Source organism: Melittangium boletus DSM 14713, assembly GCF_002305855.1.
Classification (GTDB): Bacteria; Myxococcota; Myxococcia; order Myxococcales; family Myxococcaceae; genus Cystobacter; species Cystobacter boletus.
Window position 1 is genome coordinate 2188143 of sequence record NZ_CP022163.1, and the last position, 22984, is coordinate 2211126.

Sequence of the window (22984 nt, forward strand, 5' to 3'; positions counted from 1 at the left end):
AAAACACACGGCGAGCGAGCAGACGACACTACTTCTTGCCCGCGGGGGGAGCGGCCCCGGAACCCGCCATGAGTTGTTCGGCGGTGACATAGCGCGGCTCGATGTCCACGGGCACGTTGGCGAGCTTGTCCAGCACGCGCTTCACCTCGGGGCGCACCACGCCCATCTTATCGAGCAACACATCGGCGGCGGAGCGATCTCCGCGGGCCTGCAACTCCATGAGCTGCTTCGTCAGGGTGGTGACGGACTCGCGCACCTTGCCGGGCACCACGGCGAAGGTGCCGTCCTTGGCGACCGTCACCGCGCCCGTGTCCAGGAAGTGGTTGAGCTGCAACGCCACGCCCTTGCCGTGCGCCTCGTTGATGCCGAAGCGGATGGAGCGGAACGCGGACGCCAGGAACGTCGTGTACATGGTGCGCTCGAGTTCCTTGCCAATGACGCCCTTGTCCACGAGCGCCTGCAAGGCCCACAGGCCGGAGATGTCCGCCTTGGCCTCCTCGATCGCGCTGGACGAGGCCTGGAGCGCCTGGCGCACCGTGGTCTCCTTGCCCTCCACGGTGATGGTGTGCGGCCCCAGGCCATGCATCAGCTCGTGCATGAGGATGTGGGTGAAGAAGGCGTCGAAGGACACGTCCTTGCGATCCTTCGCCCCGAGCGCCACCTGGGCGATGGGCAGGAGCACGCGCTGGAACTTCGCCTCCTGGATGTTCTTGAGCATCACGCGCTTGGTGCCCTTCTCGGCCGCCACGCGCTCGTCATTGGGCAGGTTGTACGCCGCCGTCTGCACGCCCCGGTTGCCATCCCCCGAGGAGAACAGGCTGTTGACGACCCGGATGGGCGCGAGCGCCCCGAGCTTCGGATTGCGCAGCTTCGGATCGATGGGCAGAGCGTTCTCCAGCCCCTGCAACTCCCCGCTGAACTTCGACAGCTTCGCCGTCTCCGCGTCGTCGCGCAGGGCGATGAAGGCCTCGAAGGCGGCCTTGTAGTTGAACCACTCGTCCTCGTAGACCTCGTAGGGCCCGATGGTGGGCTCGATGCTCGCGTCGAGCTCCATCCACGCCACTTCACTCGGGTAGTAGTCGTTGCTCAGGAAGGCATCCGCGCGCCGGGTGAGGAACGTGCGCAGCGTGGGCTGCTGGGTGAGCTCCGCGGCCTCGATGAGCAGGTGCGCCGCCTGGGCCAGCTCGCCCTGGTACTCGACGCTGTAGGGCACGGAGATGAACTTCCCGTCGGGCCCCCGGCGCAGGGTGGTGAAGAAGCCCGTGGCCTCCTTCTGCTGCGCCTCGGGCAGCGACTTCACCCACTTCTCCACATCCGCCTGGCTGGCGCCCGCCGGGTAGAAGTGACCCTCGGGAGGCTTGGCCGGCACGCCCGGAATGAAGGGCGCGTTGTGATCCAACCGCGACCAGGGGCCCTTGTTGAGCAGGAACGCATGCAGCCGCTCCTTGCCGAGGGCGGAGGTGTCCTGGACGAGGTCGAGCAGCAGCGTCTCGTTGCCCGCCCAGGCCTGACGCAGGAAGAGCGCGTCCATGACGCGCGCGGCCTGGAGAATCTTCGCGAGCGCCTGACGCTCGGTGTCGGGCAGCTTGGACACATCCACCTGGATGTCGACGGGGGCGAAGCGCGCCGTCATGCGCTTGAGCTCGGGCGCCGTGGGTAGGCGCGCGGGAGTGGACGGCTCGGTGGCGCCAGCGGCGCCCGACCCGAGCACCGCCGCGGCGGCGAGGGAGAGGAAGGTGCGATTCATGACCGCCCTTTTAACCCTCGGACTCCAGGGTGGACAGCAAAGCCCCCGGAGCCCCACGTCATCCATCCAACGAAAACAACGAATCCATGTTAAACAGACTAAGTCGTTCTACCCTCACTGAGAGAGTCCTCGCGCATGAAGCGGAACCTCCTCGTCCTCGCACTCGTCCTGACGGCGCTCAGCCCCTTTCACGCTCGCGCCCAGAGCAGTCTCGTCGTCTTCGGCGACAGCCTGAGTGACAACGGCAACAACGGCGTCGCCACGAGCGGCCCCACCACGAAGCCGAGCAGTCAGATTTCCGGAACCTGGGTGAAGCAGCTCGCCGCCCAGTTGAACCTGACGCTGACGGCGTCCGACAGCGGCGGGACGAACTACGCCCGGGGTGGCGCCGTCACCAGCGGGATGAGCACCCAGCTCAATGCCTATCTGGCCACCCAGCCCACGGACACCGCCACCGCGCTCTACGTCCTGTGGGGCGGAGGCAACGACATCAATTACAAGGCGAGTGCCAATCCCTTCGACACCGCGGGCATCAAGGCCGCCGCGACCACGGCCGCCAACAACATCACGGGGCAGATCCGCAAGCTCGCCCAGGCTGGCGCCCGGTATGTCCTGTGGGTCAACATGCCTCCGCTGCACAAGACCCCCGCCGCCCTCTCCGTTCCCGGAGGCCTGGGCAAGACGGTGCTCGAGCCGCCGACGGTCCAATTCAACACCCTCTGGACCCAGTCCCTGACGAAGCTGCGTCAGGAGTTTCCCGGCCTCACGCGCATCGGAATGGACGCCCACGGCGTGTTCAACACGCTCATCGCGAGCCCCTCGTCCTACGGGCTGAGCAACGTCACCGGCACGTGCAAGGGCAAGACGGTCAACCCGGACACCTACCTCTTCTGGGACGACATCCACCCCACCAGCTACACCCACGGCCTCTTCGCCGACTTCGCCTACGATCTGCTCGCGCAGCAGGCCGCGTTCACGAGCGACGACGCCGAGGCTCAGGGCGCGGGGCGGTAGGTCCCGAAGCTCCAGACGTTGCCCTCGAGGTCACGCGCCGCGTAATTCCGGGAGCCGTACTCGGTGTTGTACGGCTCCATCACGATGGCGGCGCCAGCGGCACGGGCGCGGGCACAGTGCGCGTCGACATCGGCCACGTACACGAAAGGCGACGCCGAGCCACTTGGAGAGGACGAATTCAACCCGCGCCTTTTCGTCGTCCGATATGAGGCCCACCCCGTCGGCACGTGCCCGCTACCAGCGGAAGGACAAGTCCCATGCTCTCGAGCTTGCTGCTGGTGCTGTTGACGCAAGTGGCCTGTACTCCCGGCGAAACGTCGCTGGTGTGCGGCTGCAAGGCGGGCATGGTGAGCGCCTGCGTGACCCTCGCGGCGGATGACACGCGCAAGGCCGCCCAGGTGTTGGACCAGGTGCAAGAGGCCCTGGAGCAAGCCTCATTGATGGCGGGCGAGGGAGATGAGAACAAGACGAAGCAACTCCAGGCGGTAGCGGAGTCCCTGTCCCAGTCGCTCGGCTCCTCCGAGCCGCCTCAATGCAAGGGCCAGGAGCACCACCTCATCTCCCGTCCCATCGCTAAGCGCCTGGAGGAGCACCCCACGCTCGGGGGACTCTACAAACCTCGAGACCCCCGCTTCGTGGCCCAAGCCAAGGACGAGCAGGCTCACTGCGGCTACCAGCAGTGGCACCGTGATGTGGACACGGAGATGATCGAGTGGCTCAAGGAGCGTCCCAAGGCCACGCCCCAGCAATTCATGGACAAGTTGCGCGACCTCTACAGCCGCCCTGAGATGAAGGCGAGGTCCCCCCATGGATTCTGAGTTCTCTACCTCCCCGTCCTTTTTCGTCTTGGAAGAGGGCGCATCCTCGTCCCGTTACGATGCCGAATTGGAGAAGGTCGAGCCCGTCAATCGCGCGGATGCGCCTCGCTGCCCACGGTGTGGCGACATCATTGGGTTGCTGACATGGCGTCCCCCCTACCGCGTCGAGCTGGAACTGCATGGGGAGGAACCCGGCGACTTCATCCGCGGTACGGGATACGAGGAACTCATCTCCGAACGTTTCGCGGAGTCCTTCCGCGCGGAGGGGCTCACCGGACTGGAGGGCTTCCACCCCGTGGAGGTATGCCGGGTGCGCTGCATGAGGAAGAGACCGAGCCAGCCTCTTACCGTCCCTCGCTACTACGTTGTCTGGCCCTGCTTTGGCCGGGCGGCGGTGGACCTGGTGCTCAATCGCGTGCGGTTCGCCCCTCCTCCCACTTGCACCGAGTGCCGCTCGACGGGTATCGACACCATCCACGGTTTCGTCCTGGAGCCAGGTACCTGGGCGGGTGAGGACATCTTCCGCCCCCGCGGCATGCAGGGGAGAGTTGTCGTCTCCGAGCGATTCAAGGACTTCGTCGAACGGCACGGGCTGACCAACATCCAGCTCACGCCTACCGAGCAGTTCGTACGGGATCCCTCCAACCTCGGACCCGCTCCCCTGCCCACGGCGTGAGCCGAGCTCAAGGACAAATCCCATGCTCTCGAGCTTGCTGCTGGTGCTGTTGACACAGGCCATTGCCTGCACGCCCGGAGAGACGTCCCTGGTGTGTAGCTGCAAGGCGGGCATGGTGAGCGCCTGCGTGACCCTCGCGGCGGATGACACGCGCAAGGCCGCCCAGGTGTTGGACCAGGTGCAGGAGGCCCTGGAGCAAGCCTCGTTGATGGCGGGCGAGGGAGACGAGAACAAGACGAAGCAACTCCAGGCGACGGCGGAGTCGTTGTCCCAGTCACTCGGCTCCTCCGAACCGCCCCAATGCAAGGGTCAGGAACATCACCTCATCTCCCGGCCCATCGCCAGGCAGCTTTCAAAGCACCCCACGCTCAGAGGACTCTACACACCTCGGGATCCACGATTCGTGGCCCGGGCCAGGGACGAGCAGGCGCACTGCGGCTACCAACAGTGGCACCGCGACGTGGACGAGGAAGTCATTCGCTGGCTCAATGGAAACTCCAAGGCCACGCCCCAGGGGTTCATGGACAAGTTGCGCGACATCTACAGCCGACCCGAGATGAAGGCGAGGTTTCCCGATGGATTCTGAGGCCTCTCCGCGCTTCTTCGTCTTGGAAGAGGGTGGCTCCCGGTCCCGCTACGACACGGATGTCGACCCGGTCGAGCCCGAAAATCTCGCGGATGCACCTCGCTGTCCACGGTGCGGCGATTTTATTGGAATGCTGACCTCGCTCCCACCTCATCGGGTCGAGTTGGAACTGCATGGGGAAGAACTCGGCGACTTCATTCGCTGTCCGGGATACGAGCGGCTCCTCTCCGAGCGCTTCGCGGAGGCCTTCCGCGCGGAGGGGCTCACCGGATTGGAGGGCTTCCATCCCGTCGAAGTCGTCCGGGTTCGCTGCATGAGGAGGAGGCCACTCAAGCCGCTCACCGTGCCTCGTTACTACATTGTCTCGCCCTGCTTCGGCCGGGCGATGGTGGATGTGGTGCTCAACCGTGTGCGCGTCTCCAAGCCGCCCACCTGCATGGAGTGCCGCTCGACGGGTATCGACGCCATCCACGGTTTCGTCCTGGAGCCGGACACCTGGGGAGGCGAGGACATCTTCCGCCCTCGCGGTATGCAAGGCGAACTCGTCGTCTCCGAGCGCTTCAAGGACTTCGTCGAGCGGCACGAGTTGACCAACATCCGGCTCACTCCCACCGAGCAGTTCGTGTGGGACCCGTCCAACCTCGGACCCGCGCCCCTGCCCACGACGTGAGCCGAGCTCAAGGACAAATCCCATGCTCTCGAGCTTGCTGCTGGTGCTGTTGACGCAGGCCATTGCCTGCACGCCCGGAGAGACGTCCCTGGTGTGTAGTTGCAAGGCGGGCATGGTGAGCGCCTGCGTGACGCTCGCGGCGGATGACACGCGCAAGGCCGCCCAGGTGTTGGACCAGGTGCAGGAGGCCCTGGAGCAAGCCTCGTTGATGGCGGGCGAGGGAGACGAGAACAAGACGAAGCAACTCCAGGCGACGGCGGAGTCGTTGTCCCAGTCACTCGGCTCCTCCGAGCCGCCCCAGTGCAAGGGCCAGGAGCACCACCTCATCTCCCGTCCCATTGCCAGGAAGTTGGAGGAGCACTCCTCACTCAAGGGACTTTACAAACCCAGGGACCCACGCTTCATCGCACGAGCCAGAGACGAGCAGGCGCACTGTGGTTACCAGCAGTGGCACCGAGACGTGGACGAGGAGGTCATCCGCTGGCTCGATAGGTATTCCAAAGCCACGCCCAAGGATTTCATGGACAAGTTGCGCGACATCTACAGCCGCCCTGAGATGAAGGTGAGGTTCCCCAATGGATTCTGAGGCCTCCGTCTCCCCACGATTCTTCGTCCTCGAAGAGGGAGTCCCCTCATCCCGTTACGATGTCGATGTGGAGAAGGCCGAGCCCGTCAACCGTGCGGAGGCTCCTCGCTGCCCACGCTGCGGAGATATCATCGGGTTGCTGACCTGGAGCGCCCCCTATCGGGTCGAGCTGGAACTACACGGGGAGGAACTTGGGGACTTCATCCGAAGCACAGGGTACGAGCGGCTCATCTCCGAGCGGTTCACGGAGGCCTTCCGCGCCGAAGGGCTCACCGGCTTGGAGGGCTTCCATCCCATCGAAGTCGTCCGGGTGCGCTATATGAGGAAGAGACCTCGTCAACCGCTCGCCGTGCCCCGCTACTACGTTGTCTGGCCCTGCTTTGGCCGGGCGGCAGTGGACTTGGTGCTCAACCGCGTACGTTTCTCCAAGCCCCCCACCTGCACCGAGTGCCGTGCGACGGGTATCGACGCCATCCACGGTTTCGTCCTGGAACCGGGCACCTGGAGCGGTGAGGACATCTTCCGCCCGCGCGGCATGCAAGGCGACCTCGTCGTCTCCGAGCGCTTCAAGGACTTCGTCGAGCGGCACGGATTCACGAACATGCGGCTCACGCCCACCGAGCAGTACGTGTGGGACCCCTCCAACCTCGGACCCGCGCCCCTGCCAACCGCGTGAGCCGAGCTCAAGGACAAATCCCATGCTCTCGAGCTTGCTGCTGGTTCTGTTGACGCAGGCCATTGCCTGCACCCCTGGCGAAACGTCGCTGGTGTGTAGCTGCAAGGCGGGCATGGTGAGTGCCTGCGTGACGCTCGCGGCGGATGACACGCGCAAGGCCGCCCAGGTGTTGGACCAGGTGCAAGAGGCCCTGGAGCAAGCCTCGTTGATGGCGGGCGAGGGAGACGAGAACAAGACGAAGCAACTCCAGGTGGTAGCGGAGTCCCTGTCCCAGTCACTCGGCTCCTCCGAGCCGCCACAATGCAAGGGTCAGGAGCACCACCTCATCTCCCGGCCTATCGCCAAGAGGCTTTCAACGCACCCCACGCTCAAGGGACTCTACACCCCCCGGGATCCGCGCTTCGTGACCCGGGCCAGGGACGAGCAGGCACACTGCGGCTATCAGCATTGGCACCGTAACGTGGACAAGGAAGTCATCGAGTGGCTCGATGACACCCCTGGAGCAACACCCAAGGATTTCATGGACAAGCTGCGCGACATCTATAGTCGCCCCGAGATGAAGGCGAGGTTCCCCGATGGAATTTGAGGCCCCCACCTCTCCGCGCTTCTTCGTCCTGGAAGAAGGCATCCTCCGATCCCGTTATGATGTGGACGTTGACACCGTAGATCCCGTCAACCACGGAGATGCGCCTCGCTGCCCACGCTGCGGGGCGTTCGTCGGATTGTTGAAGTGGCTTCCTCCCTATCGGGTCGAACTGGAGTTGCACGGGAAAGAACTCGGGGATTTCATCAAAAACTCAGCATATGAGTTGCTCATCTCCGAGCGGCTCGCGGAGGCCTTCCGCGCGGAGGGACTCACCGGACTGGAGGGCTTCCACCCCGTGGAGGTACTTCGGGTGCGCTGCATGAGGAAGAGACCTCGCCAGCCCATCTCCGTGCCCCGCTACTCCGTCGTCTCGACTTGTTACGGCCGAGCGGCGGTAGACACGATGCTCACCCGCGTGCGCACCACCCGGCCCATCACTTGCCTGGAATGCCGCTCGACGACGATCAACGCCATTCACGGCATCGTCCTGGAACCGGGCACCTGGCAGGGCGAGGACATCTTCCGCCCCCGGGGTCTGCCGGGCACCCTCGTCGTCTCCGAGCGATTCAAGGACTTCGTCGAGCGGCACGGATTCACGAATATGCGGCTCACTCCCGCCGAGCAGTACGTGAAGGATCCCTCCAACCTCGGACCCGCTCCCCTACCGACAGCGTGAGCCATGCCTCCCGACAGGACTCAAGCGACGGGGAGCAGGACGATCATCAGCACGTCCCACAGCGCGTGGCTCACCCAGGGCGCCACGAGGCCCTTGCGCCACTCGGCGAGCAGGCCCCACGCGAGCGACGTGGGAAACGCCGCCAGGGCCAACAGGGGCTGCTGGAAGAACAGCAGCACGAGGCTCGACAGGCCCGCGGACACCAGCACGGCCATCCGGCTCCCCAGCTTCGGCCGCAGCGCTCCCTGCACCACGCCCCGCCAGAACAACTCCTCGGCCGGGGCGAGCACCAGCGCCAACGACACCGCCGCCACCCATCCTCCCCGTCCGAAGTTCGCGTAGACCTCCGTCAACGGCGTGCACAGCACCCGCGAGAACCCCCCGCACAACGCCCACAACACCCCGCGCGAGCCCACGTACAGCACGCCCGCGAACGTCACGCCCCACAGCGCGTCCTCGCCCCGGGGCGTGAGCAACGCCCGACGCTCCCTCCCGAGCGCCAGCAGCGACAACACCGCCCACCCGCCGCAATAGAGCGAGGCCCACGCATAGAAGTTCGGTGGGTTCCAGCGCACCAACGCCGTCCACCCCAACACCGCCAGCCCCGAGGCCACCAGCCAGCCCACACGCACCTCGTCCATCGTTCCCGAATCCCTCATGGCAGCGGCCACTCGAAATCACGCAGCAGCGCCTCGGCCGCGCGCCGGCCCGAGACCATGGCGCCCTCGATGGAGCCGTTCTCCCGGTAGTCGCCGCACGCGTACAACCCGGGAGAAATCCGCACCCGCCGATGCGGCTCCTCGAAAGCCTCGGGGGATTGCACCGGCAACGCGCGGGGAATCAGGTACGTGCGCAAGAGTCTCCATCCCGCCACGTCCGCGCCGAACCACTCCGTGAGCTGCTCGCGCACGCGCGCCTCCAAGGCCTCCGTGTCCTCCGCCAGCTCCAGCACCGACACCGACACCAGCGCCTGGCCCGCGGGGGCATACCCGGGGGACACCTCGCTCATCACCGCGAGGTTGTTCACCGGCCCCCGCCCCTCGCCATTGAGCACCAGGTAGGGGCCGCGCACGGGAGGCGCGGGCGCGGCGAAGTACAGACACGTCACGCCCGTCGTCCGCCGGGGCGGCAGGCCCGGCAGCAGCTCCTCCGCCGAGGGCCCGTCCGTCGCCACCACCACCGCGTCACACTCCTCCCGCGCGCCCGACAGGAGCCGCACCCGGTGACCGAAGACCTCCTCCACCGGCGTGTCCAGCCGCAGCGAGCCCTCGGGCAGCTTCGCGGCGAGCTGCTCGGACAGCGCGCCCATGCCCCGCGCGGGCACCGCCGTGGCTCCCGCGGAGAACATCCTGAAGACGAACTCCAGCATCCGGCTGGAGGTACGCAGCTCCTTCTCCAGGAAGATGCCCCCGAGGAAGGGCTGGAAGAAGGCCTCCACCATGGCGTCGGAGAAGCCCATGTCGCGCAGATACTCGCGGGACGTTTTCTGCGGACGCAGGAACACGTCCTCCAGCTCCCCCGCCCGCGCCTGCGTCCACAGGTCGAGCACATTGAGCTTGTCCGAGAACGAGCCCACGGGGTTGAAGGAGGCCAGGAGGGCGTCCAGCGGCCGGCGGAACGGGTCCGCCACCCGGTGCAATCCACCCCTCCGCCAGACCAGTGCCCCGGGAAAGAACGGCTTCAGGGCGAGCGCGGGGTAGTCCAACCACCGGGGAGGCTCCGGGTAGGCGGTGAGCAGCACCTGGAAGCCCCGGTCAAGCAGGAAGCCGTCCACCGCATCCGTGCGCACCCGGCCTCCCACTCCGTCGCGCGCTTCCAGCACCCGCACCTTCACCTTGGCTCGGTGCAACATCCGAGCGCACGTCAGCCCCGCCAGTCCCGCCCCCACCACGATGACGTCCGGCTTCGCCACGACCCACTCCTCCATGAAAACCCGAATCTCCGTCCTAGCTTGATTCCCCGGAACGGCCCCGTCAGACTCAGGGGGGAATATAGGAGGAACCGGACACCTTGTGCCTTTGAGGAGTCCTGTGCGCTTCGAGTTCGAGTGGAGAATCGAGAACCATGTTGAGTGTCACCGGTGGTGACGTGGCGCGGCGGGAATAGCGCCATGACCCTCAAGGAAGCATTGAACCGGGTGGTGAGCCGACACGACCTGACCCGCGAGGAGATGGCGGCCGTCATGGGGCAGATGCTCGCGGGCGAGGCCACCCATGCCCAGGTGGGCGGCTTCGCGGTCGCGTTGCGCATGAAGGGCGAGACGGAGGACGAGCTCCTTGGGGCCGCCGAGGCCATGCGGGCGTGCGCCACGCGCATCTACCCCAAGGCCGACGTGGTGCTCGACACGTGCGGCACGGGCGGAGACGGCGCGCACACCTTCAACATCTCCACGGCCGTGGCCCTCGTGGCCGCGGGGGCGGGGGTGACGGTGGCCAAGCACGGCAACCGGGCGGTGTCCTCACGCTGTGGCAGCTCCGACGTGCTCGCGGCCCTGGGCGTGTCCATGGACCGCTCGCACGAGCATGTGACGCACGACATCGACACGCACGGAGTGGGCTTCCTCTTCGCGCCCTCGCACCACAGCGCCCTGCGCAACGTGGCGCCCGCGCGCCGGGAAATCGGCCTGTACACGATGTTCAACCTGCTGGGCCCCATGACGAACCCGGCGGGCGCGCGCTTCCAGTTGCTCGGCACCTTCGCGGGTGAGCGGCTGGAGCAGACGGCGCGCGTGCTGCGGCGGCTGGGCAGCCAGCGCGCCTGGGTGGTGCATGGCTGGGACGGGCTGGACGAGCTGTCCCCCTGCACGTCCTCCGACGTGGCGGAGCTGCGCGAGGACGGCTCGGTGCGCACCTTCACGCTCACTCCGGAGGACGCGGGGCTCGAGCGGGTGAAGCCCGAATCCATCGTCGGCGGAGACGCGGAGGACAACGCCCGGCGCTTCAAGTCGCTGCTGGAGGGCGAGCGCTCCGGCGTCCGCACGGCCGTGGTACTCAACACCGCGGCGGCCCTGGTGGTGGTGGGCAAGGCGGCGGACCTCAAGGAAGGCGCGATGCGGGCAGCGGAATCAATCGACTCGGGCGCGGCGGCCTCCAAGCTGGCGGCGCTCGTGAGTGGGGTCTTCCCATGAGCGCGCCCGCCGAGGACAAGCTCGCGGCCATCTTCACGCGCAAGCGTCAGGAGCTCGCGGCGCGCGGACCCCGCGTGGCCGGGCAGCCCCGCCCACCGCCGAGGGACTTCACCGCGGCCCTCACCCGGCCCCGTCCGGGCCAACCCATCAACGTCATCGCCGAGGTGAAGCGCCGCAGCCCCTCGGGCGGTGACTTCCCCCACACGGACCTGGTGGCGGTGGCACGGGCCTACGAGGCCGCGGGTGCCAGCGCCCTGAGCGTGCTCACCGACGACGTGGACTTCGGCGGGAGCCTCGAGGACCTGCTCCAGGTGCGCGCGGCCACGAGCCTGCCGGTGCTGCGCAAGGACTTCCTGGTGGCGGCCCGGGAAGTGGAGGAGAGCGCGGCCCTGGGCGCGGACGCGGTGCTGCTCATCGCGGACGCGCTGGAGGATGGCGAGCTCGCGGAGATGGTGGCGGCGGCCCGCGAGAGCCGGGTGGCGGCGCTCGTCGAGGCCCACACCCAGGCGCATGCCGAGCGGGCCCTGAAGGCGGGCGCGGAGCTGGTGGGGCTCAACAACCGGAACCTCGCCACGCTGCGCACGGACACCACCACCGCCCTGCGGGTGATTCCGCTCCTGCGCGGCCAGGCCAGGGCCTTCGTGGCGGAGAGCGGCCTCAAGACGCGCGCGGACTTCGCGGCGGCCCGGGCGGCCGGCGCCGACGCGGTGCTCGTGGGCGAGTCCCTGCTGCGCGACGCCGACCCGGGCCAGGCACTCGCGCGGCTGCTCGCGCCCGAGGGCGCGCCGTGAGCGTCCGGGTGAAGATCTGCGGCGTCACCCGCGTGGAGGACGCGCGGATGGCGTGGGCGGCGGGCGCGGACGCGCTGGGGCTGAATTTCTACGCGCGCTCGCCCCGGTACGTGATGCCCGAACAGGCGGCGGCCCTGGCCCGCACGCGGCCCGGACTGGGCGCGGTGGTGGGCGTCTTCGTCAACGAGTCACCCGAGGTCATCCGGGCGCGGGTGCGCGACTGCGGGCTGACGGCGGTGCAGTTGCACGGAGACGAGCCTCCCGAGGCCTGCGCGGGCTATGGTGTGCCGGTCATCAAGGCCCTGCGGGTGCGCACCGCCGAGGACGTGGAGCGGGCCCGGACGTACGTGGGCGCGGGCGACGTGACGACGCTGCTGCTGGACGGAGCGGCGCCGGGGTATGGCGGCGGTGGCGTGGGATTCGACTGGTCGCTCGTGGCGCGGCTGGCGGACGTGGGCACACCGGTGCTGGTGGCCGGTGGGCTGCACCCCGGCAACGTGCTCGAGGCCGTACGGGCCACCCGGCCCTACGGTGTGGATGTGGCGAGCGGGGTGGAGTCGAGCCCCGGCATCAAGGACGCGGACGCGGTGCGGGCCTTCCTCCGCGCCGCGAAGACCCTGTTTTCGGAGTGAGAGACCCCATGGACACGCAAACCGCCCCGGGCCGCTTCGGCCGTTATGGCGGCCGTTATGTGCCGGAGACGCTGGTGCCGGCGCTGCAGGAGTTGGAACTCGCCTACGCCGAGGCCCGCAAGGACCCCGCTTTCGACGAGCAGGTGGCGCAGGTGCTGCGCGAGTACGTCGGGCGCGAGACGCCGCTGACGCCCGCGCGCCGCCTCACCGCGCTGTGGGGAGGCGCCGAGGTGTGGCTCAAGCGCGAGGACCTGGCGCACACGGGTGCCCATAAAATCAACAACACCATCGGCCAGGTGCTGCTCGCCCGGCGGATGGGCAAGAAGCGCATCATCGCGGAGACGGGCGCGGGCCAGCACGGCGTGGCCACCGCCACCGCGTGCGCCCTGTTCGGCATCCCCTGCGAGGTGTACATGGGCGCGCTGGACGTGGAGCGCCAGGCGCTCAACGTCTTTCGCATGAAGGCCCTGGGCGCCACGGTGCACGCGGTGGAGTCCGGCTCGCGCACGCTCAAGGACGCGATGAACGAGGCCATGCGCGTCTGGGTGGCCCAGGTGGAGGACACCTACTACGTCATCGGCAGCGCGGCCGGCCCCCACCCCTACCCCACCATCGTCCGCGACTTCCAATCCATCATCGGCAAGGAGGTGCGCACCCAGTCGATCGTCTCCTTCGGCCGGCTGCCGGACGCCATCATCGCGTGCATCGGCGGCGGCTCGAACGCCATCGGCATCCTCCACCCCTTCATTGGCGACACGGGCGTGCGGCTGGTGGGCGTGGAGGCCGGTGGCCATGGACTCGACTCGGGTCAGCACGGCGCGTCCCTGACGCTCGGCACCGAGGGCGTGCTGCACGGCTCGCGCTCGCTCGTGCTCCAGGACGAGCACGGGCAGATCATCGAGGCGCACTCCATCTCCGCGGGCCTGGACTACCCGGGCGTCGGGCCGGAGCTGGCGCACCTGGCGAAGCAGGGCCGCCTGGAGGTGCGCACCGCCACGGACGACGAGGCGCTCGCGGCCTTCTACCAGGTGAGCCGCACCGAGGGGATTCTGCCCGCCCTGGAGTCCTCGCACGCCTTCGCGCGCGCCGCGGACCTGGCGCGGGAGCTGGGCAAGGGCAAGCACCTGGTCATCAATTGTTCGGGCCGGGGTGACAAGGACGTGGCCACCATCGCGGCGCGCGGCATGCCCGCCGCCATCCGTCTGGAGGGAGCATGAGCGGGGAAATCGCGGACGCGTTCAGCCGGGCCAAGGCCCGCGGCGAGGGCGTCCTGGTGGCGTACGCCATGGCGGGAGATCCGGACCTGGCGCGCTCGGTGGACGTGTTCGCCGCGTGCGTGGAGGGAGGCGCGGACATCCTGGAGATTGGCGTCGCGTTCAGCGATCCCATCGCCGACGGGCCCGTCATCCAGGCCGCGTCCGAACGGGCACTCAAGGCGGGCTCCACGCTGAGGCGGGTGCTCGACGAGGTGGTGCCCGCGGTGCGCGAGCGCTGCCCCCACACGCCGCTCGTGGTGATGACGTACGTCAACGTGGTGATGGCCCTGGGCGAGGAGCGCTACGCGAAGCTCGCCCGGGAGCGCGGCATCTCCGGCACCATCCTGCCGGACCTGCCTCCCGAGGAAAGCCTCTCCATCCGCGCCGCCTTCGACCGGGAGGGGTTGGAGCTCATCCCCCTGTGCGCGCCCACCACGTCCCCCAAGCGCGCGGAGGGAATCGCCCGGGACGCGCGCGGCTTCGTCTACTGCGTGTCGGTGGCGGGCGTGACGGGCATGCGCTCGCAATTGCCCGCCAACCTCTCCGAGCGCCTGGGGTTGGTGCGCAACGTCTCGCCCGTACCGGTGGTGGCGGGCTTCGGCATCTCCTCGGCCGAGCAGGCCCGGGTGGTGGGCGCCCATGCGGATGGTGTCGTGGTGGGCAGCGCCATCGTCCGCGCCGCCCAGGCCGATGGACCGGATGCCGCCCGTCAGGTCTGCGCCGACATCAAGCAGGGCCTGCGGCGCTGATTGACTGGGGAGCGGCCCCCCGCTTCCCGTCCTCAAGGAGTGGGGGATGAGGGCTCGGGCATGGGCGGGCCCGGAACAACCCCGGGCGGAGGTGCCAAGGGAGTCGAGTCGTCAACCGCGGGCGGAGGCGCGGCTTCCGGCGCTGGCATCGGCTCGGATGGAGCAACCTCCGGAACAGTCGGAGGAGAAGCCTCCGCCGCCTCGGGTGGCGCCTCGGCCACGACTTCTCCCTGCTCGGTCACCGCGTACTCGTACCACCAGTCGAGCACACGGCTGCGAGGACCTCCGCACCGATCGAACCGTTGGTGCAGAACCACGTAATACAAATCCGACCCCGCCTGCTTGAAGACCGCGACATCCAAGCCTTGCTGAGGGCTGGAACAGCCGCGAAACAATCGCTCACTTTCATTGTGAGCAACCATCTCGCGCACGGCTGCACCAGCGGCGATCACAGCTCCCGCTTCCATGGGAGCACCCACCAGCGAGGCCGTGGTGTCATCAGGCCACACCACCTGCCTCTCGGGTGTGGGTCGCCATAGGGTACAGCCCCCACTCGCCACTGCGAGCACCAGGAGTCCCCATACGCGTTGGCGGCGACGCCGACGGGCGCCTTCATCGTCGAAGCGACGAGCGAGCAGTTCCACATTATCCATCGTATGTCTCCGCGACCGGGCAGCCCCAACGAGGCAGGGAATCATGGCCCTCCCTGCCATGACGACTATTCACGCAGCAACCGCAGTGGCTCAGGAGTGCATTGCGGCTTCTTGCTGATACTGACAGGTCCTCTTGGAGCACAACTCCCAAGCGTGACCCAGTTGTCTCTCGCCTCACTCCATTGCTGAACCTCGCCCGTGGGGAAGTAGCGAAGGAAGACGCGTGTACCATCTGGACGCTCCGCGACCACCGCGGAGGCCATCTCGATGGCGATGCCCTTGTAACGCGCTGGATGTGGATTTCCCGGAATCAAACGCACTTCAGCCATAGCCACGTAGGAGTTCAGTCCATCCGTTGGCCATGTCCCGAGGTCAATCGCCGAAGGGGAACTTCCGCAGGGATGATTATGGATGAAGCCCACGACCCATACCTGGGACGTGGGGAAGTCCGCATCATCAACAACGGTATAGGCTCACACTTCTGATGGCTTCCAGTGACGGGCTCGGTCACTCGCCAGGAAAGGGAATCCTCGGTTCCAGCCGGAATAGACGTATCCCCCGTGGGCATCTCGACAGCGGGCACCTCCGGCCAGGGACCCTTCGCGGCGTCCATCCCCCAAGAGCCCAGGTGCTGCGAAGAGGAGGCCGCACAACCCAGAACGAGCGTGAACAGCACAACCCTCCAGTGGGCCCGAGGCATCACATTCGCGACCCGCATGTGCACTCCAGAATGAACGCTCAAGGCCCACTCCACTGTATCCTCTACGTTCCGAGTGGGCAACGCACGCACTTGGGCCGTGAGAAGCGAGCCCTCGATGGCGAGCGGTCCGGATATGCTGATGCGAAGTGATTGATCCAAGGAGCGCACGTCCATGAGGTTGTTCGGGATCCCGTTCTCACCCTGGACCGAGAAGGCCCGCTGGGCGCTCGACCACCACCGGCTCGATTACACCTTCCAGGAGCACGGACCCGTCCTCGGGGAGTTGCGGCTCCGAGCACTCATGCGCCAGCCGACCGGACGCGTGACCGTGCCAGTGCTGGAAGCGGACCGCTGGTACAAGGACTCGTTCGAGATCGCCCGGCACGCGGATGGGCTCGGCGGCGGCCCCCGGTTGTTCCCCCAGGCACATCTCGACGAGATCGCCGCCTGGAACACACGGAGCGAGGTGGCGCTCGCGGCCGGTCGCGCCATGTTCCTGCTGGGCTCCATGGACCAGCCGCGGTTCCTCGATACGGTTCTTCCCCCCGGCGTCCCCGCTGGAATTCGGCCGCTTCTCAGGCCCCTGGTCCGCCGGGGCATGGAATCCCTCATCCACAAGTACAAGATGCGGGAGGACGCCGGACGGCATGAGGACGTGCTCACCTCGGCGCTGGATGCGCTGGCCGCGGCCGTGTCTCCGGAGCGGCCCTACCTGCTCGGAGCGTTCTCGTACGCGGACATCGCCATGGCCGTGACGCTCCAGGGCGTGAGTCCCGTGGACGAGGCCTTCATGTCCGCGGGGCTCGGTGGGCGAGAGGCCTGGAGCCAGCCCAGGCTCGCGGAGCGCTACGCGGGGCTGCTCCAATGGCGCGACGCGCTCTACGCGAAGCACCGCCGACCAGCGACCGCCTGAGCCTCGAACAGGACTACGGGTAGTTGACAGGCGGAGGCGGCGTGCCCGGCAGGGGGATGAACTCCGTCTCTCCCTCGATGCGGCCGAAGCGCTGGGCCCGCCAGTCCTCCTTCGCCTGCTCGATGCGCTCCTTGGAGCTGGAGACGAAGTTCCACCAGATGTGGCGCGGACCGTCCATCGGCTCGCCTCCGAGCAACAACACGCGGGCTCCTTCACTCGCGCGCAGGCACACCTCCGCCCCCCGTTGGAAGACCGCCAGGCTTCCCGCCTGGAGCGTCCCCGTGCTCAACTCCACCGAGCCGTCCACCACGTAGGCGGCGCGCTCCTCGTGCTCGGCCGTGAGTCCCAGCACCGCACCTGGCTCCAAGGCCACGTCGGCGTAGAACAGCTCCGAGTGCGTCTTCACCGGCGAGCGCTCGCCGAACAGCGAGCCCGCGACGAGGCGGATGCGCGCCCCACCGTCACCGAACTCCGGCAGCGTGGACGCGGCGTGGTGCACGAACGTAGGCGCCGTCTCCTCGACGGCCTTGGGCAGGGCGACCCAGATCTGGATGCCGAGCATCCGCCCGCCCGGAGTACCGGCGGCGTGGGAGATGTGCTCGGAGTGGGCGATGCCCCGGCCCGCGGTCATCCAATTGACGTCCCCCGGGAGGATGCGCTGCACGCTGCCCACCGTGTCGCGGTGCAGTCCCTCGCCCTCGAACAGATAGGTGACGGTGGACAACCCGATATGCGGGTGCATCCGGACGTCCGAGGCACCTCCGGCCGCGAAGTCCACGGGCCCCATCTGATCGAGGAACACGAAAGGGCCCACCATCCGGCGCCGCGCCTGGGGCAATGCGCGCAGCACACTCATGCCTCCGCCCAGGTCCGCGCTCCGCGCCGCGAGGACGAGTTCGACTTCCGCCGCTTCCAGGGGATTGGTGCTCATGAGCGCAACGTAGGCGGATGCCCCGCCCCTGAGTAGCTCCCACCATGGAACAGACCGTCCCACGCGAGCAACACCGGGCGCGCTCTACCGCGAGTGAAGCGTCCGACTCTAGGATGCCGGGTGTCGTCCCCCACCCCCACGGCAGGAGCTGGACATGAAGAACCCCTGGATGAAGGCCGTCTTCCTCACGGTGGCCATGGCGTTGAGCGCTTGTGGCGGCACGCAGGAGACCCCCGACGAGGCCCTGGCGGAGTCGGGCGACGTGGAGCAGATGCTGCCGCAGTGTGACGAGGAGGGTCAGTGCCCGACCGGCTTCTACTGTGCCGGTGGACCGGGCAGCACGTGCCGCCGAGGCGTCGTGGCGATGCCGTACCAGTGCACCACCGAGGGCCTCTGCCCCAAGGGGTACTACTGTGATGGGGGACCGGGCGGTATCTGCCGCCGGGAGCTCTCCCTCGCCGAGTAGTCCCACCGCATGTCCGGACCCGCGCTCGGAGGCCGAGAGGTTCCCGAGCGCGGGCCCCTGACGCATGGCCGCTCTGCCGGAACGGAGCACCCATAAACAGGAATACGGGAAATCCTTGACCTCATGGAGGAACCGGGAGCAGCATCCGCGCGCCGTGCTCCCTGCCCCAGAAAGGAGTGCCCAATGCCCTCCCCCCGGTCGTCTCACCGTCGCCGCACCCGGCGAGGTCCCCGCATTGCCACCGCCGCCCTGCTCGCCTCCGCGACCGCCGGGGTGACCGCGTTCACACTCGCGAACACCGCCTGGGCGATCAACGCGCCCACCGTCTACGCGCGCAATCCAACGAGTGGCACGTCCTTCCTCAACCACACGGCGCTGCTCGGCGCCATCAATGACAAGCCGTGGTTCGAGGCGAACATTCCCTTTCTGGAGGTGCCGGACGCGCAGATCCAGGCCGTCTATTACTACCGCTGGCAGACCTACAAGGAGCACCTGGTCTACACCGGCGCGGAGTACGGCTATCTGTCCAACGAGTTCCTCACTCCGGTGTTCTACGGAGCCCCGTACGGCGGCATCGTCGCGGCGGCGGGCCACCACATCAACGAGGGCCGCTGGCTGCGCGATCAGCAGTACGTGAAGGACGTCATCAATTACTGGCTGGCGGGACCGGGACAGTTCCCCAAGCCCATGATCGAATCGGTGAACCCCAACACGTCCGACTGGGCCCACGAGTACAGCTTCTGGGCGGCCAGTTCGGTGTGGCAGCACTACCTGGTCACCGGGGACAAGGCATTCGCCACCGCTCAACTGTCCAACCTGATCAAACAGTACCGGGGCTGGGACAACCACTTCAATTCCTCGCTCGGCCTCTACTGGCAGGTGCCCGTCTGGGACGCCACCGAACTCACTCCGGCGTCGTACGAGTCCTCGGACCCCTATCACGGAGGGCCCGGCTACCGGCCCACCATCAATGCCTATCAGTATGGGGATGCACGCGCCATCGCCCAGCTCGCCACCCTGGCGGGCGACACCGCAACCGCGACGGAATACAACAACCGGGCGAGCGCGCTGCAGACCGCGACCCGCGCCCGGCTATGGGATCCGAATCGCGCCTTCTACTTCCACATGCACCGCGACAACAACCCGGGCAACACCCTGCTCGGCACCCGCGAGGAGCATGGCTTCGTTCCCTGGATGTTCCACCTGCCGCAGCCCTCGGACTCCACCGCGTTCGCCCAGCTGCTCGATCCGCAGGGCTTCGCCGCGCCCTACGGGCCGACCACGGTCGAGCGGCGCAGCAAGTGGTTCAACCATGAGGCCTCCAAGGGTTGCTGCCGCTGGACCGGACCGTCCTGGCCCTACGAGACCTCCCAGACCCTGACCGGTCTGGCCAACCTGCTCATCGACTATCCCGCGCAGACGACGATCACCCCGGCCCACTACGTCAGCCTGCTGCGCGGCTACGCGGCGACGCAGTACAAGAACGGCGTTCCCTACGTCGCGGAGGCGCACGACGCCGACACCGACAAATGGATCTACGACGGGGGTGGCCACAGCGAGGACTACAACCACTCGACCTACAACGACAACGTCATCTCCGGGCTCATCGGCGTGCGGGGCCAGTCCGGCAACACGCTGACGGTCCGGCCGCTCGCCCCGGCCTCGTGGGACTACTTCGCGCTGGAGAACATCCCGTACCACGGCCACAACGTCACCGTGCTCTGGGACCGGCTCGGCACCCGGTACGGCCAGGGCGTGGGCATGCACCTCTACGTCGACGGGGCGAAGGTCGCCAGCCAGACGGGCCTGGGCGCCGTCACGATCAACGTGGGGGCCCCGCTCGTGCAGTCCAACGGCGGCGGCAAGGTCAACTTCGCCGCCAACGGCCAGCGCATCGCGAACAAAGCGCAGCCCTTCGCGTCGTACACGTTCGGAGGAGCCGGGGACAATGCCTGGAACGCGATCGACGGCCTCGTCTTCCGCAATGGCATTCCCCAGAATACCCGCTGGACGACGTACGCCACGACCCAGGCGAGCGACTTCTTCGGCGTGAAGTTCCAGCACGCCATCACGACCTCCGACGTGCGGCTGTACTTCTATGACGATGGCGGGGGCGTGCGGACGCCCAAGAGCTACGACTTGCAGTACTGGACTGGCGGCACCTGGGCGAGCGTGCCCAACCAGACCCGTACGCCCGCGACGCCGACGGCCACCACCGTCAATCACATCACCTTCCCGCCCCTGACCACGACCCAGCTGCGCGTGGTCGCCCCCAACGCCGGAGGCGGCACCGGCTGGGGACTCAGTGAGTTCGAGGCCTGGTCGGCCCCGGTCTACCTGATCCAGAACGTCAACAGCGGCAAGATGCTGGCCGTCGCGGGAGCCTCGCAGGCCAACAGCGCGAACGTGCAGCAGTACGCCGATAACGGGACGCTGGACCACCAGTGGGAGCTCGTCGACGCGGGCGGCGGCTGGTTCAAGGTCCTCAACCTCAACAGCGGCCTCGTGCTCGCCGTGCAGAACGCATCCAAGGCCCTGAGCGCGCAGATCCAGCAGTACCAGGACAGTGGGACGAGCGACCAGCTCTGGCGGTTCGTCGACGCGGGCGGCGGACAGTTCAAGATCGTCAACCGCAACAGCGGGCTCCTCCTCGGCGTCGACGGCGAATCGAAGTCGGACAGCGCCAACGTGGTGCAGTTCAGCGACAACGGGACCCTGGATCACCTCTGGCGGATGGAGCCGGCCTCGCAGCCCCAATGGTTCAACGACGATTTCGAGGGCAATACGGCCACCCAGTGGTCGCCGCAGCTGGGCACCTGGTCGCTCTGCCACCCGGTCTCGTACGAGTACTGCGCGACCGGCACCGGCGAGAACCTCGCGCTGGCGGGCAATGCCAGCTGGCGGGCGTACACGATGGACGCCTCGGTGCTCGCCAACAGCGCGCCGCTCAACTCCGGCATCGCCCTGGTCGCCCGCGCCCAGGACGCGAGCCACTACTACCAGGCGGAGCTCAAGCGCACGAGCGTCGGCTACGAGTGGGCGGTGTCGAAGAACGACGGGGGAACGTGGACCCTGCTGGCCAGTGGCCTCTACAACTGGCCGTCTGGAGCGGGGAAATACATGAACATCCGCTTCTCGGTGCAGGGTGACGCGCTGACGATGGGCGTCTGGCAACCCGGCGGCACGTGGCAGACGCTGGGCACGGGCCGCGATGCGCAATACACCTCCGGGCGGATGGGCTTGCGCACCTGGGGCGGGCTCACGGGCAGCTTCGACATCGTGCACGTCTACGGCGGGTGATTCCGGCCTCCAGGCCGCATCACCCAGGGCCCCCCTGTTCGGGGGGCCCTCGCCCCAAGGCCTACTGGTGCGTCACCTTCAGGTCGTAGATGACGTTCTCGCCGTAGGCGGCGCACGACTCGTTGGGGACCTTCTTCTCGCCCGTGCAGGAGGACTGCACGTAGGCCCCCGCCTTGAAGTACGCGCCGGAGAAGGTCGCCGGGTAGTCGAACTTCCACACCCCGTTGTAGTAGCACTTGACGACGTTGTTGCTGACCTCGAACTTGACCGTGAAGCGGGTGCCCAGCACGTAGTTGGACGTCAGCGTGGGGCCATCCGCGCCGTTGAGATCGATGAAGAGCTTGGAGCCCTCCAGCCGGAAGACGATGACGTCATCCGAGTCATCGTGAATCTGTCCGACGACGATGTGCTTCTTCACGTCGGGCAGGTGGGTGATCTTCTGGTCGATGAACAGGGTGTGCTTTCCCGAGGACGACGACCAGGCCGCCTTGGCGCTGCCCTTCATCTCCCGCAGCTCCGAGCGGGGATAGCCCGAGCCGCTGGTGGTGACGCCCCCGGCATGAGCCCGGAACACCACGCCATCCTTCGTGGAGTTCAAGTGGAAGTAGGTGGAGTGGCTATAGGTGTCCAGCGCTGGCTGGGAGATCTCATCGGGGCTCTCTTCGTCACCGATGGGCAGCGTGATCTTCCAGTTGTCGAGCTCCAGCACGTCGGACGGGAAGGTGGCATTGCCGGAGGGAGTACCCGCGTCGATGGGCGGCGGCGGAGTGGTCCCGCTCGCGGTCAACGTGAAGTCATCGAACCGGCCGATCCCCGCGTTGTAGGCGCCGTAGAGCGTCACGGAGGTGGCGTCGCCGGAGTTGAATGACACCGAGACTTGAGTCCAGGCACTGGCGTTGATGCCCTTGCTGCCCAGCACCGTGGACTGGCTCTTCGCGCCCACGGTCCCCCTGCCAAGAATCCAGGCCGACAGGGTGTACGTCGTGTGGGGATCGACGCTCAGCGTCTGCTGGATCCGCATGCCCGACGCGCTGAGCTTGGCGGAGCTGGAGCCCGAGTGGGAATCGCTGGTGGAGATCTCGAACGACGCCTCATCCCCCCAACTTGTCTTGCCACTCTCGAAACCCGGATTGGAGATCGTCCCCAGGAGGGTTCCAGAGATGCTGGACAGGTCCAGCGCCTCTTCGGGTGGCACTGACCCGGAACCACACGCCGAGAGCATCAGCGCGGGCAGCAACCAGGGGGAAACAAGAGAGCGGAGCGCACGGCCAAGCCTGTCGTTCATGCCACCAAATTAAAGATCCGCTTATCAGGGTCAATGATTTTCTTGTTTTAATTGAAATCCATGTTTATTCATTCTTCCTTTGCTTCATGGGCACTACCTCCCATGTCGCCGACTCATGCGGTATGTCCTCGCCGAGCGGAGTAGGC

General features: G+C 67.3%; 23 protein-coding genes. 17 read left to right on the top strand and 6 right to left on the bottom strand.

Annotated features, from left to right (window positions below; genetic code table 11):
• Positions 1 to 28: 28 nt before the first annotated feature.
• Positions 29 to 1747, bottom strand: coding sequence for a dipeptidyl-peptidase 3 family protein (locus tag MEBOL_RS09085; protein ID WP_095977045.1), 1719 nt, complete (start codon positions 1745 to 1747; stop codon positions 29 to 31).
• A 135-nt stretch (positions 1748 to 1882) separates the two neighbouring features.
• Here MEBOL_RS09085 and MEBOL_RS09090 point away from each other — a divergent pair, with 135 nt between their 5' ends.
• Complete coding sequence (locus tag MEBOL_RS09090) at positions 1883 to 2761, top strand: SGNH/GDSL hydrolase family protein (protein ID WP_095977046.1); 879 nt, start codon at positions 1883 to 1885, stop codon at positions 2759 to 2761.
• Here the strand turns inward: MEBOL_RS09090 and MEBOL_RS09095 are convergent.
• A complete protein-coding gene (locus MEBOL_RS09095; RefSeq protein ID WP_245919587.1) occupies positions 2743 to 2943 on the bottom strand; it encodes a VOC family protein in 201 nt (66 codons plus the stop codon). The two genes, MEBOL_RS09090 and MEBOL_RS09095, sit on opposite strands and share 19 nt — an antisense overlap.
• A 75-nt stretch (positions 2944 to 3018) precedes the next feature.
• Between MEBOL_RS09095 and MEBOL_RS09100 the strand changes: the two genes are divergently transcribed.
• The 8 genes from MEBOL_RS09100 to MEBOL_RS42675 all read left to right on the top strand — a co-directional run bounded on the left by MEBOL_RS09100 (position 3019) and on the right by MEBOL_RS42675 (position 8035).
• Positions 3019 to 3579 carry a Wall-associated protein precursor gene (locus MEBOL_RS09100; RefSeq protein ID WP_095977047.1) on the top strand — a complete coding sequence of 187 codons (561 nt, stop codon included), beginning with the start codon at positions 3019 to 3021 and terminating at the stop codon, positions 3577 to 3579.
• Positions 3569 to 4255, top strand: a complete 687-nt coding sequence (locus MEBOL_RS42660) for a hypothetical protein (RefSeq protein ID WP_095977048.1) — start codon at positions 3569 to 3571, stop codon at positions 4253 to 4255. Before MEBOL_RS09100 ends, MEBOL_RS42660 begins: the two co-directional genes overlap by 11 nt.
• A 22-nt stretch (positions 4256 to 4277) precedes the next feature.
• Positions 4278 to 4841, top strand: coding sequence for a Wall-associated protein precursor (locus MEBOL_RS09110; RefSeq protein ID WP_095977049.1), 564 nt, complete (start codon positions 4278 to 4280; stop codon positions 4839 to 4841).
• 130 nt (positions 4842 to 4971) lie between these two features.
• Positions 4972 to 5511 (top strand): imm11 family protein, encoded by a 540-nt coding sequence (locus MEBOL_RS42665; RefSeq protein ID WP_245919589.1) that lies wholly within the window; start codon positions 4972 to 4974, stop codon positions 5509 to 5511.
• Between the two features lie 22 nt (positions 5512 to 5533).
• Positions 5534 to 6097: a Wall-associated protein precursor gene (locus tag MEBOL_RS09120; protein ID WP_095977050.1), complete on the top strand. Its 564-nt coding sequence runs from the start codon at positions 5534 to 5536 to the stop codon at positions 6095 to 6097.
• Positions 6098 to 6233: 136 nt separating this feature from the next.
• Positions 6234 to 6773: a hypothetical protein gene (locus MEBOL_RS42670; RefSeq protein ID WP_245919591.1), complete on the top strand. Its 540-nt coding sequence runs from the start codon at positions 6234 to 6236 to the stop codon at positions 6771 to 6773.
• 22 nt (positions 6774 to 6795) lie between these two features.
• The gene (locus MEBOL_RS09130) at positions 6796 to 7359 is read left to right on the top strand and encodes a Wall-associated protein precursor (RefSeq protein ID WP_095977052.1); all 564 of its coding nucleotides are present in this window, start codon (positions 6796 to 6798) and stop codon (positions 7357 to 7359) included.
• Positions 7360 to 7582: 223 nt separating this feature from the next.
• Positions 7583 to 8035 (top strand): hypothetical protein, encoded by a 453-nt coding sequence (locus MEBOL_RS42675; RefSeq protein WP_245919593.1) that lies wholly within the window; start codon positions 7583 to 7585, stop codon positions 8033 to 8035.
• 20 nt (positions 8036 to 8055) lie between these two features.
• On the opposite strand, the gene MEBOL_RS09140 is transcribed toward MEBOL_RS42675, so the two are convergent.
• On the bottom strand, positions 8056 to 8676 hold the full coding sequence (locus tag MEBOL_RS09140) for a CPBP family intramembrane glutamic endopeptidase (protein ID WP_245919595.1): 621 nt from the start codon (positions 8674 to 8676) through the stop codon (positions 8056 to 8058).
• Positions 8677 to 8690: 14 nt separating this feature from the next.
• Positions 8691 to 9962: an NAD(P)/FAD-dependent oxidoreductase gene (locus MEBOL_RS09145; RefSeq protein ID WP_095977054.1), complete on the bottom strand. Its 1272-nt coding sequence runs from the start codon at positions 9960 to 9962 to the stop codon at positions 8691 to 8693.
• 183 nt (positions 9963 to 10145) lie between these two features.
• Between MEBOL_RS09145 and trpD the strand changes: the two genes are divergently transcribed.
• The 6 genes from trpD to MEBOL_RS09175 all read left to right on the top strand — a co-directional run bounded on the left by trpD (position 10146) and on the right by MEBOL_RS09175 (position 16856).
• A complete protein-coding gene (gene trpD, locus MEBOL_RS09150; protein ID WP_095977055.1) occupies positions 10146 to 11162 on the top strand; it encodes an anthranilate phosphoribosyltransferase in 1017 nt (338 codons plus the stop codon).
• Positions 11159 to 11953 (top strand): indole-3-glycerol phosphate synthase TrpC, encoded by a 795-nt coding sequence (locus MEBOL_RS09155; protein WP_095977056.1) that lies wholly within the window; start codon positions 11159 to 11161, stop codon positions 11951 to 11953. The genes trpD and MEBOL_RS09155 overlap by 4 nt, the downstream gene beginning before the upstream one ends.
• Positions 11950 to 12585: a phosphoribosylanthranilate isomerase gene (locus MEBOL_RS09160; protein ID WP_095977057.1), complete on the top strand. Its 636-nt coding sequence runs from the start codon at positions 11950 to 11952 to the stop codon at positions 12583 to 12585. Before MEBOL_RS09155 ends, MEBOL_RS09160 begins: the two co-directional genes overlap by 4 nt.
• 8 nt (positions 12586 to 12593) lie before the next feature.
• Entirely contained in the window at positions 12594 to 13802 is a 1209-nt protein-coding gene (gene trpB, locus MEBOL_RS09165) for a tryptophan synthase subunit beta (RefSeq protein WP_095977058.1), read from the top strand.
• On the top strand, positions 13799 to 14590 hold the full coding sequence (trpA, locus tag MEBOL_RS09170; protein WP_095977059.1) for a tryptophan synthase subunit alpha: 792 nt from the start codon (positions 13799 to 13801) through the stop codon (positions 14588 to 14590). The genes trpB and trpA overlap by 4 nt, the downstream gene beginning before the upstream one ends.
• Before the next feature lie 1525 nt (positions 14591 to 16115).
• Positions 16116 to 16856, top strand: a complete 741-nt coding sequence (locus MEBOL_RS09175; protein WP_095977060.1) for a glutathione S-transferase family protein — start codon at positions 16116 to 16118, stop codon at positions 16854 to 16856.
• A gap of 13 nt (positions 16857 to 16869) precedes the next feature.
• Here MEBOL_RS09175 and MEBOL_RS09180 read toward each other — a convergent pair whose 3' ends face one another.
• Positions 16870 to 17787: a pirin family protein gene (locus MEBOL_RS09180; protein WP_095977061.1), complete on the bottom strand. Its 918-nt coding sequence runs from the start codon at positions 17785 to 17787 to the stop codon at positions 16870 to 16872.
• 154 nt (positions 17788 to 17941) lie between these two features.
• On the opposite strand from MEBOL_RS09180, the gene MEBOL_RS09185 reads away from it, so the two are divergent.
• Together MEBOL_RS09185 and MEBOL_RS09190 are read left to right on the top strand one after the other, a co-directional pair.
• Positions 17942 to 18253: a hypothetical protein gene (locus tag MEBOL_RS09185; protein WP_095977062.1), complete on the top strand. Its 312-nt coding sequence runs from the start codon at positions 17942 to 17944 to the stop codon at positions 18251 to 18253.
• Between the two features lie 183 nt (positions 18254 to 18436).
• The gene (locus MEBOL_RS09190) at positions 18437 to 21553 is read left to right on the top strand and encodes an MGH1-like glycoside hydrolase domain-containing protein (RefSeq protein WP_170115473.1); all 3117 of its coding nucleotides are present in this window, start codon (positions 18437 to 18439) and stop codon (positions 21551 to 21553) included.
• Positions 21554 to 21614: 61 nt separating this feature from the next.
• On the opposite strand, the gene MEBOL_RS09195 is transcribed toward MEBOL_RS09190, so the two are convergent.
• Positions 21615 to 22838: a polysaccharide lyase family 7 protein gene (locus tag MEBOL_RS09195; protein ID WP_170115474.1), complete on the bottom strand. Its 1224-nt coding sequence runs from the start codon at positions 22836 to 22838 to the stop codon at positions 21615 to 21617.
• Between the last annotated feature and the right edge of the window lie 146 nt (positions 22839 to 22984).

Excerpts from the sequence above, each read along its gene's own strand:
- MEBOL_RS09085 (WP_095977045.1), bottom strand. The coding sequence starts at position 1,747 with ATGAATCGCACCTTCCTCTCCCTCGCCGCCGCGGCGGTGCTCGGGTCG.
- MEBOL_RS09090 (WP_095977046.1), top strand. The coding sequence starts at position 1,883 with ATGAAGCGGAACCTCCTCGTCCTCGCACTCGTCCTGACGGCGCTCAGC.
- MEBOL_RS09100 (WP_095977047.1), top strand. The coding sequence starts at position 3,019 with ATGCTCTCGAGCTTGCTGCTGGTGCTGTTGACGCAAGTGGCCTGTACT.
- MEBOL_RS42660 (WP_095977048.1), top strand. The coding sequence starts at position 3,569 with ATGGATTCTGAGTTCTCTACCTCCCCGTCCTTTTTCGTCTTGGAAGAG.
- MEBOL_RS09110 (WP_095977049.1), top strand. The coding sequence starts at position 4,278 with ATGCTCTCGAGCTTGCTGCTGGTGCTGTTGACACAGGCCATTGCCTGC.
- MEBOL_RS42665 (WP_245919589.1), top strand. The coding sequence starts at position 4,972 with ATGCTGACCTCGCTCCCACCTCATCGGGTCGAGTTGGAACTGCATGGG.
- MEBOL_RS09120 (WP_095977050.1), top strand. The coding sequence starts at position 5,534 with ATGCTCTCGAGCTTGCTGCTGGTGCTGTTGACGCAGGCCATTGCCTGC.
- MEBOL_RS09130 (WP_095977052.1), top strand. The coding sequence starts at position 6,796 with ATGCTCTCGAGCTTGCTGCTGGTTCTGTTGACGCAGGCCATTGCCTGC.
- MEBOL_RS09140 (WP_245919595.1), bottom strand. The coding sequence starts at position 8,676 with ATGGACGAGGTGCGTGTGGGCTGGCTGGTGGCCTCGGGGCTGGCGGTG.
- MEBOL_RS09145 (WP_095977054.1), bottom strand. The coding sequence starts at position 9,962 with ATGGAGGAGTGGGTCGTGGCGAAGCCGGACGTCATCGTGGTGGGGGCG.
- trpD (WP_095977055.1), top strand. The coding sequence starts at position 10,146 with ATGACCCTCAAGGAAGCATTGAACCGGGTGGTGAGCCGACACGACCTG.
- MEBOL_RS09155 (WP_095977056.1), top strand. The coding sequence starts at position 11,159 with ATGAGCGCGCCCGCCGAGGACAAGCTCGCGGCCATCTTCACGCGCAAG.
- trpB (WP_095977058.1), top strand. The coding sequence starts at position 12,594 with ATGGACACGCAAACCGCCCCGGGCCGCTTCGGCCGTTATGGCGGCCGT.
- trpA (WP_095977059.1), top strand. The coding sequence starts at position 13,799 with ATGAGCGGGGAAATCGCGGACGCGTTCAGCCGGGCCAAGGCCCGCGGC.
- MEBOL_RS09175 (WP_095977060.1), top strand. The coding sequence starts at position 16,116 with ATGAGGTTGTTCGGGATCCCGTTCTCACCCTGGACCGAGAAGGCCCGC.
- MEBOL_RS09180 (WP_095977061.1), bottom strand. The coding sequence starts at position 17,787 with ATGAGCACCAATCCCCTGGAAGCGGCGGAAGTCGAACTCGTCCTCGCG.
- MEBOL_RS09185 (WP_095977062.1), top strand. The coding sequence starts at position 17,942 with ATGAAGAACCCCTGGATGAAGGCCGTCTTCCTCACGGTGGCCATGGCG.
- MEBOL_RS09190 (WP_170115473.1), top strand. The coding sequence starts at position 18,437 with ATGCCCTCCCCCCGGTCGTCTCACCGTCGCCGCACCCGGCGAGGTCCC.
- MEBOL_RS09195 (WP_170115474.1), bottom strand. The coding sequence starts at position 22,838 with ATGAACGACAGGCTTGGCCGTGCGCTCCGCTCTCTTGTTTCCCCCTGG.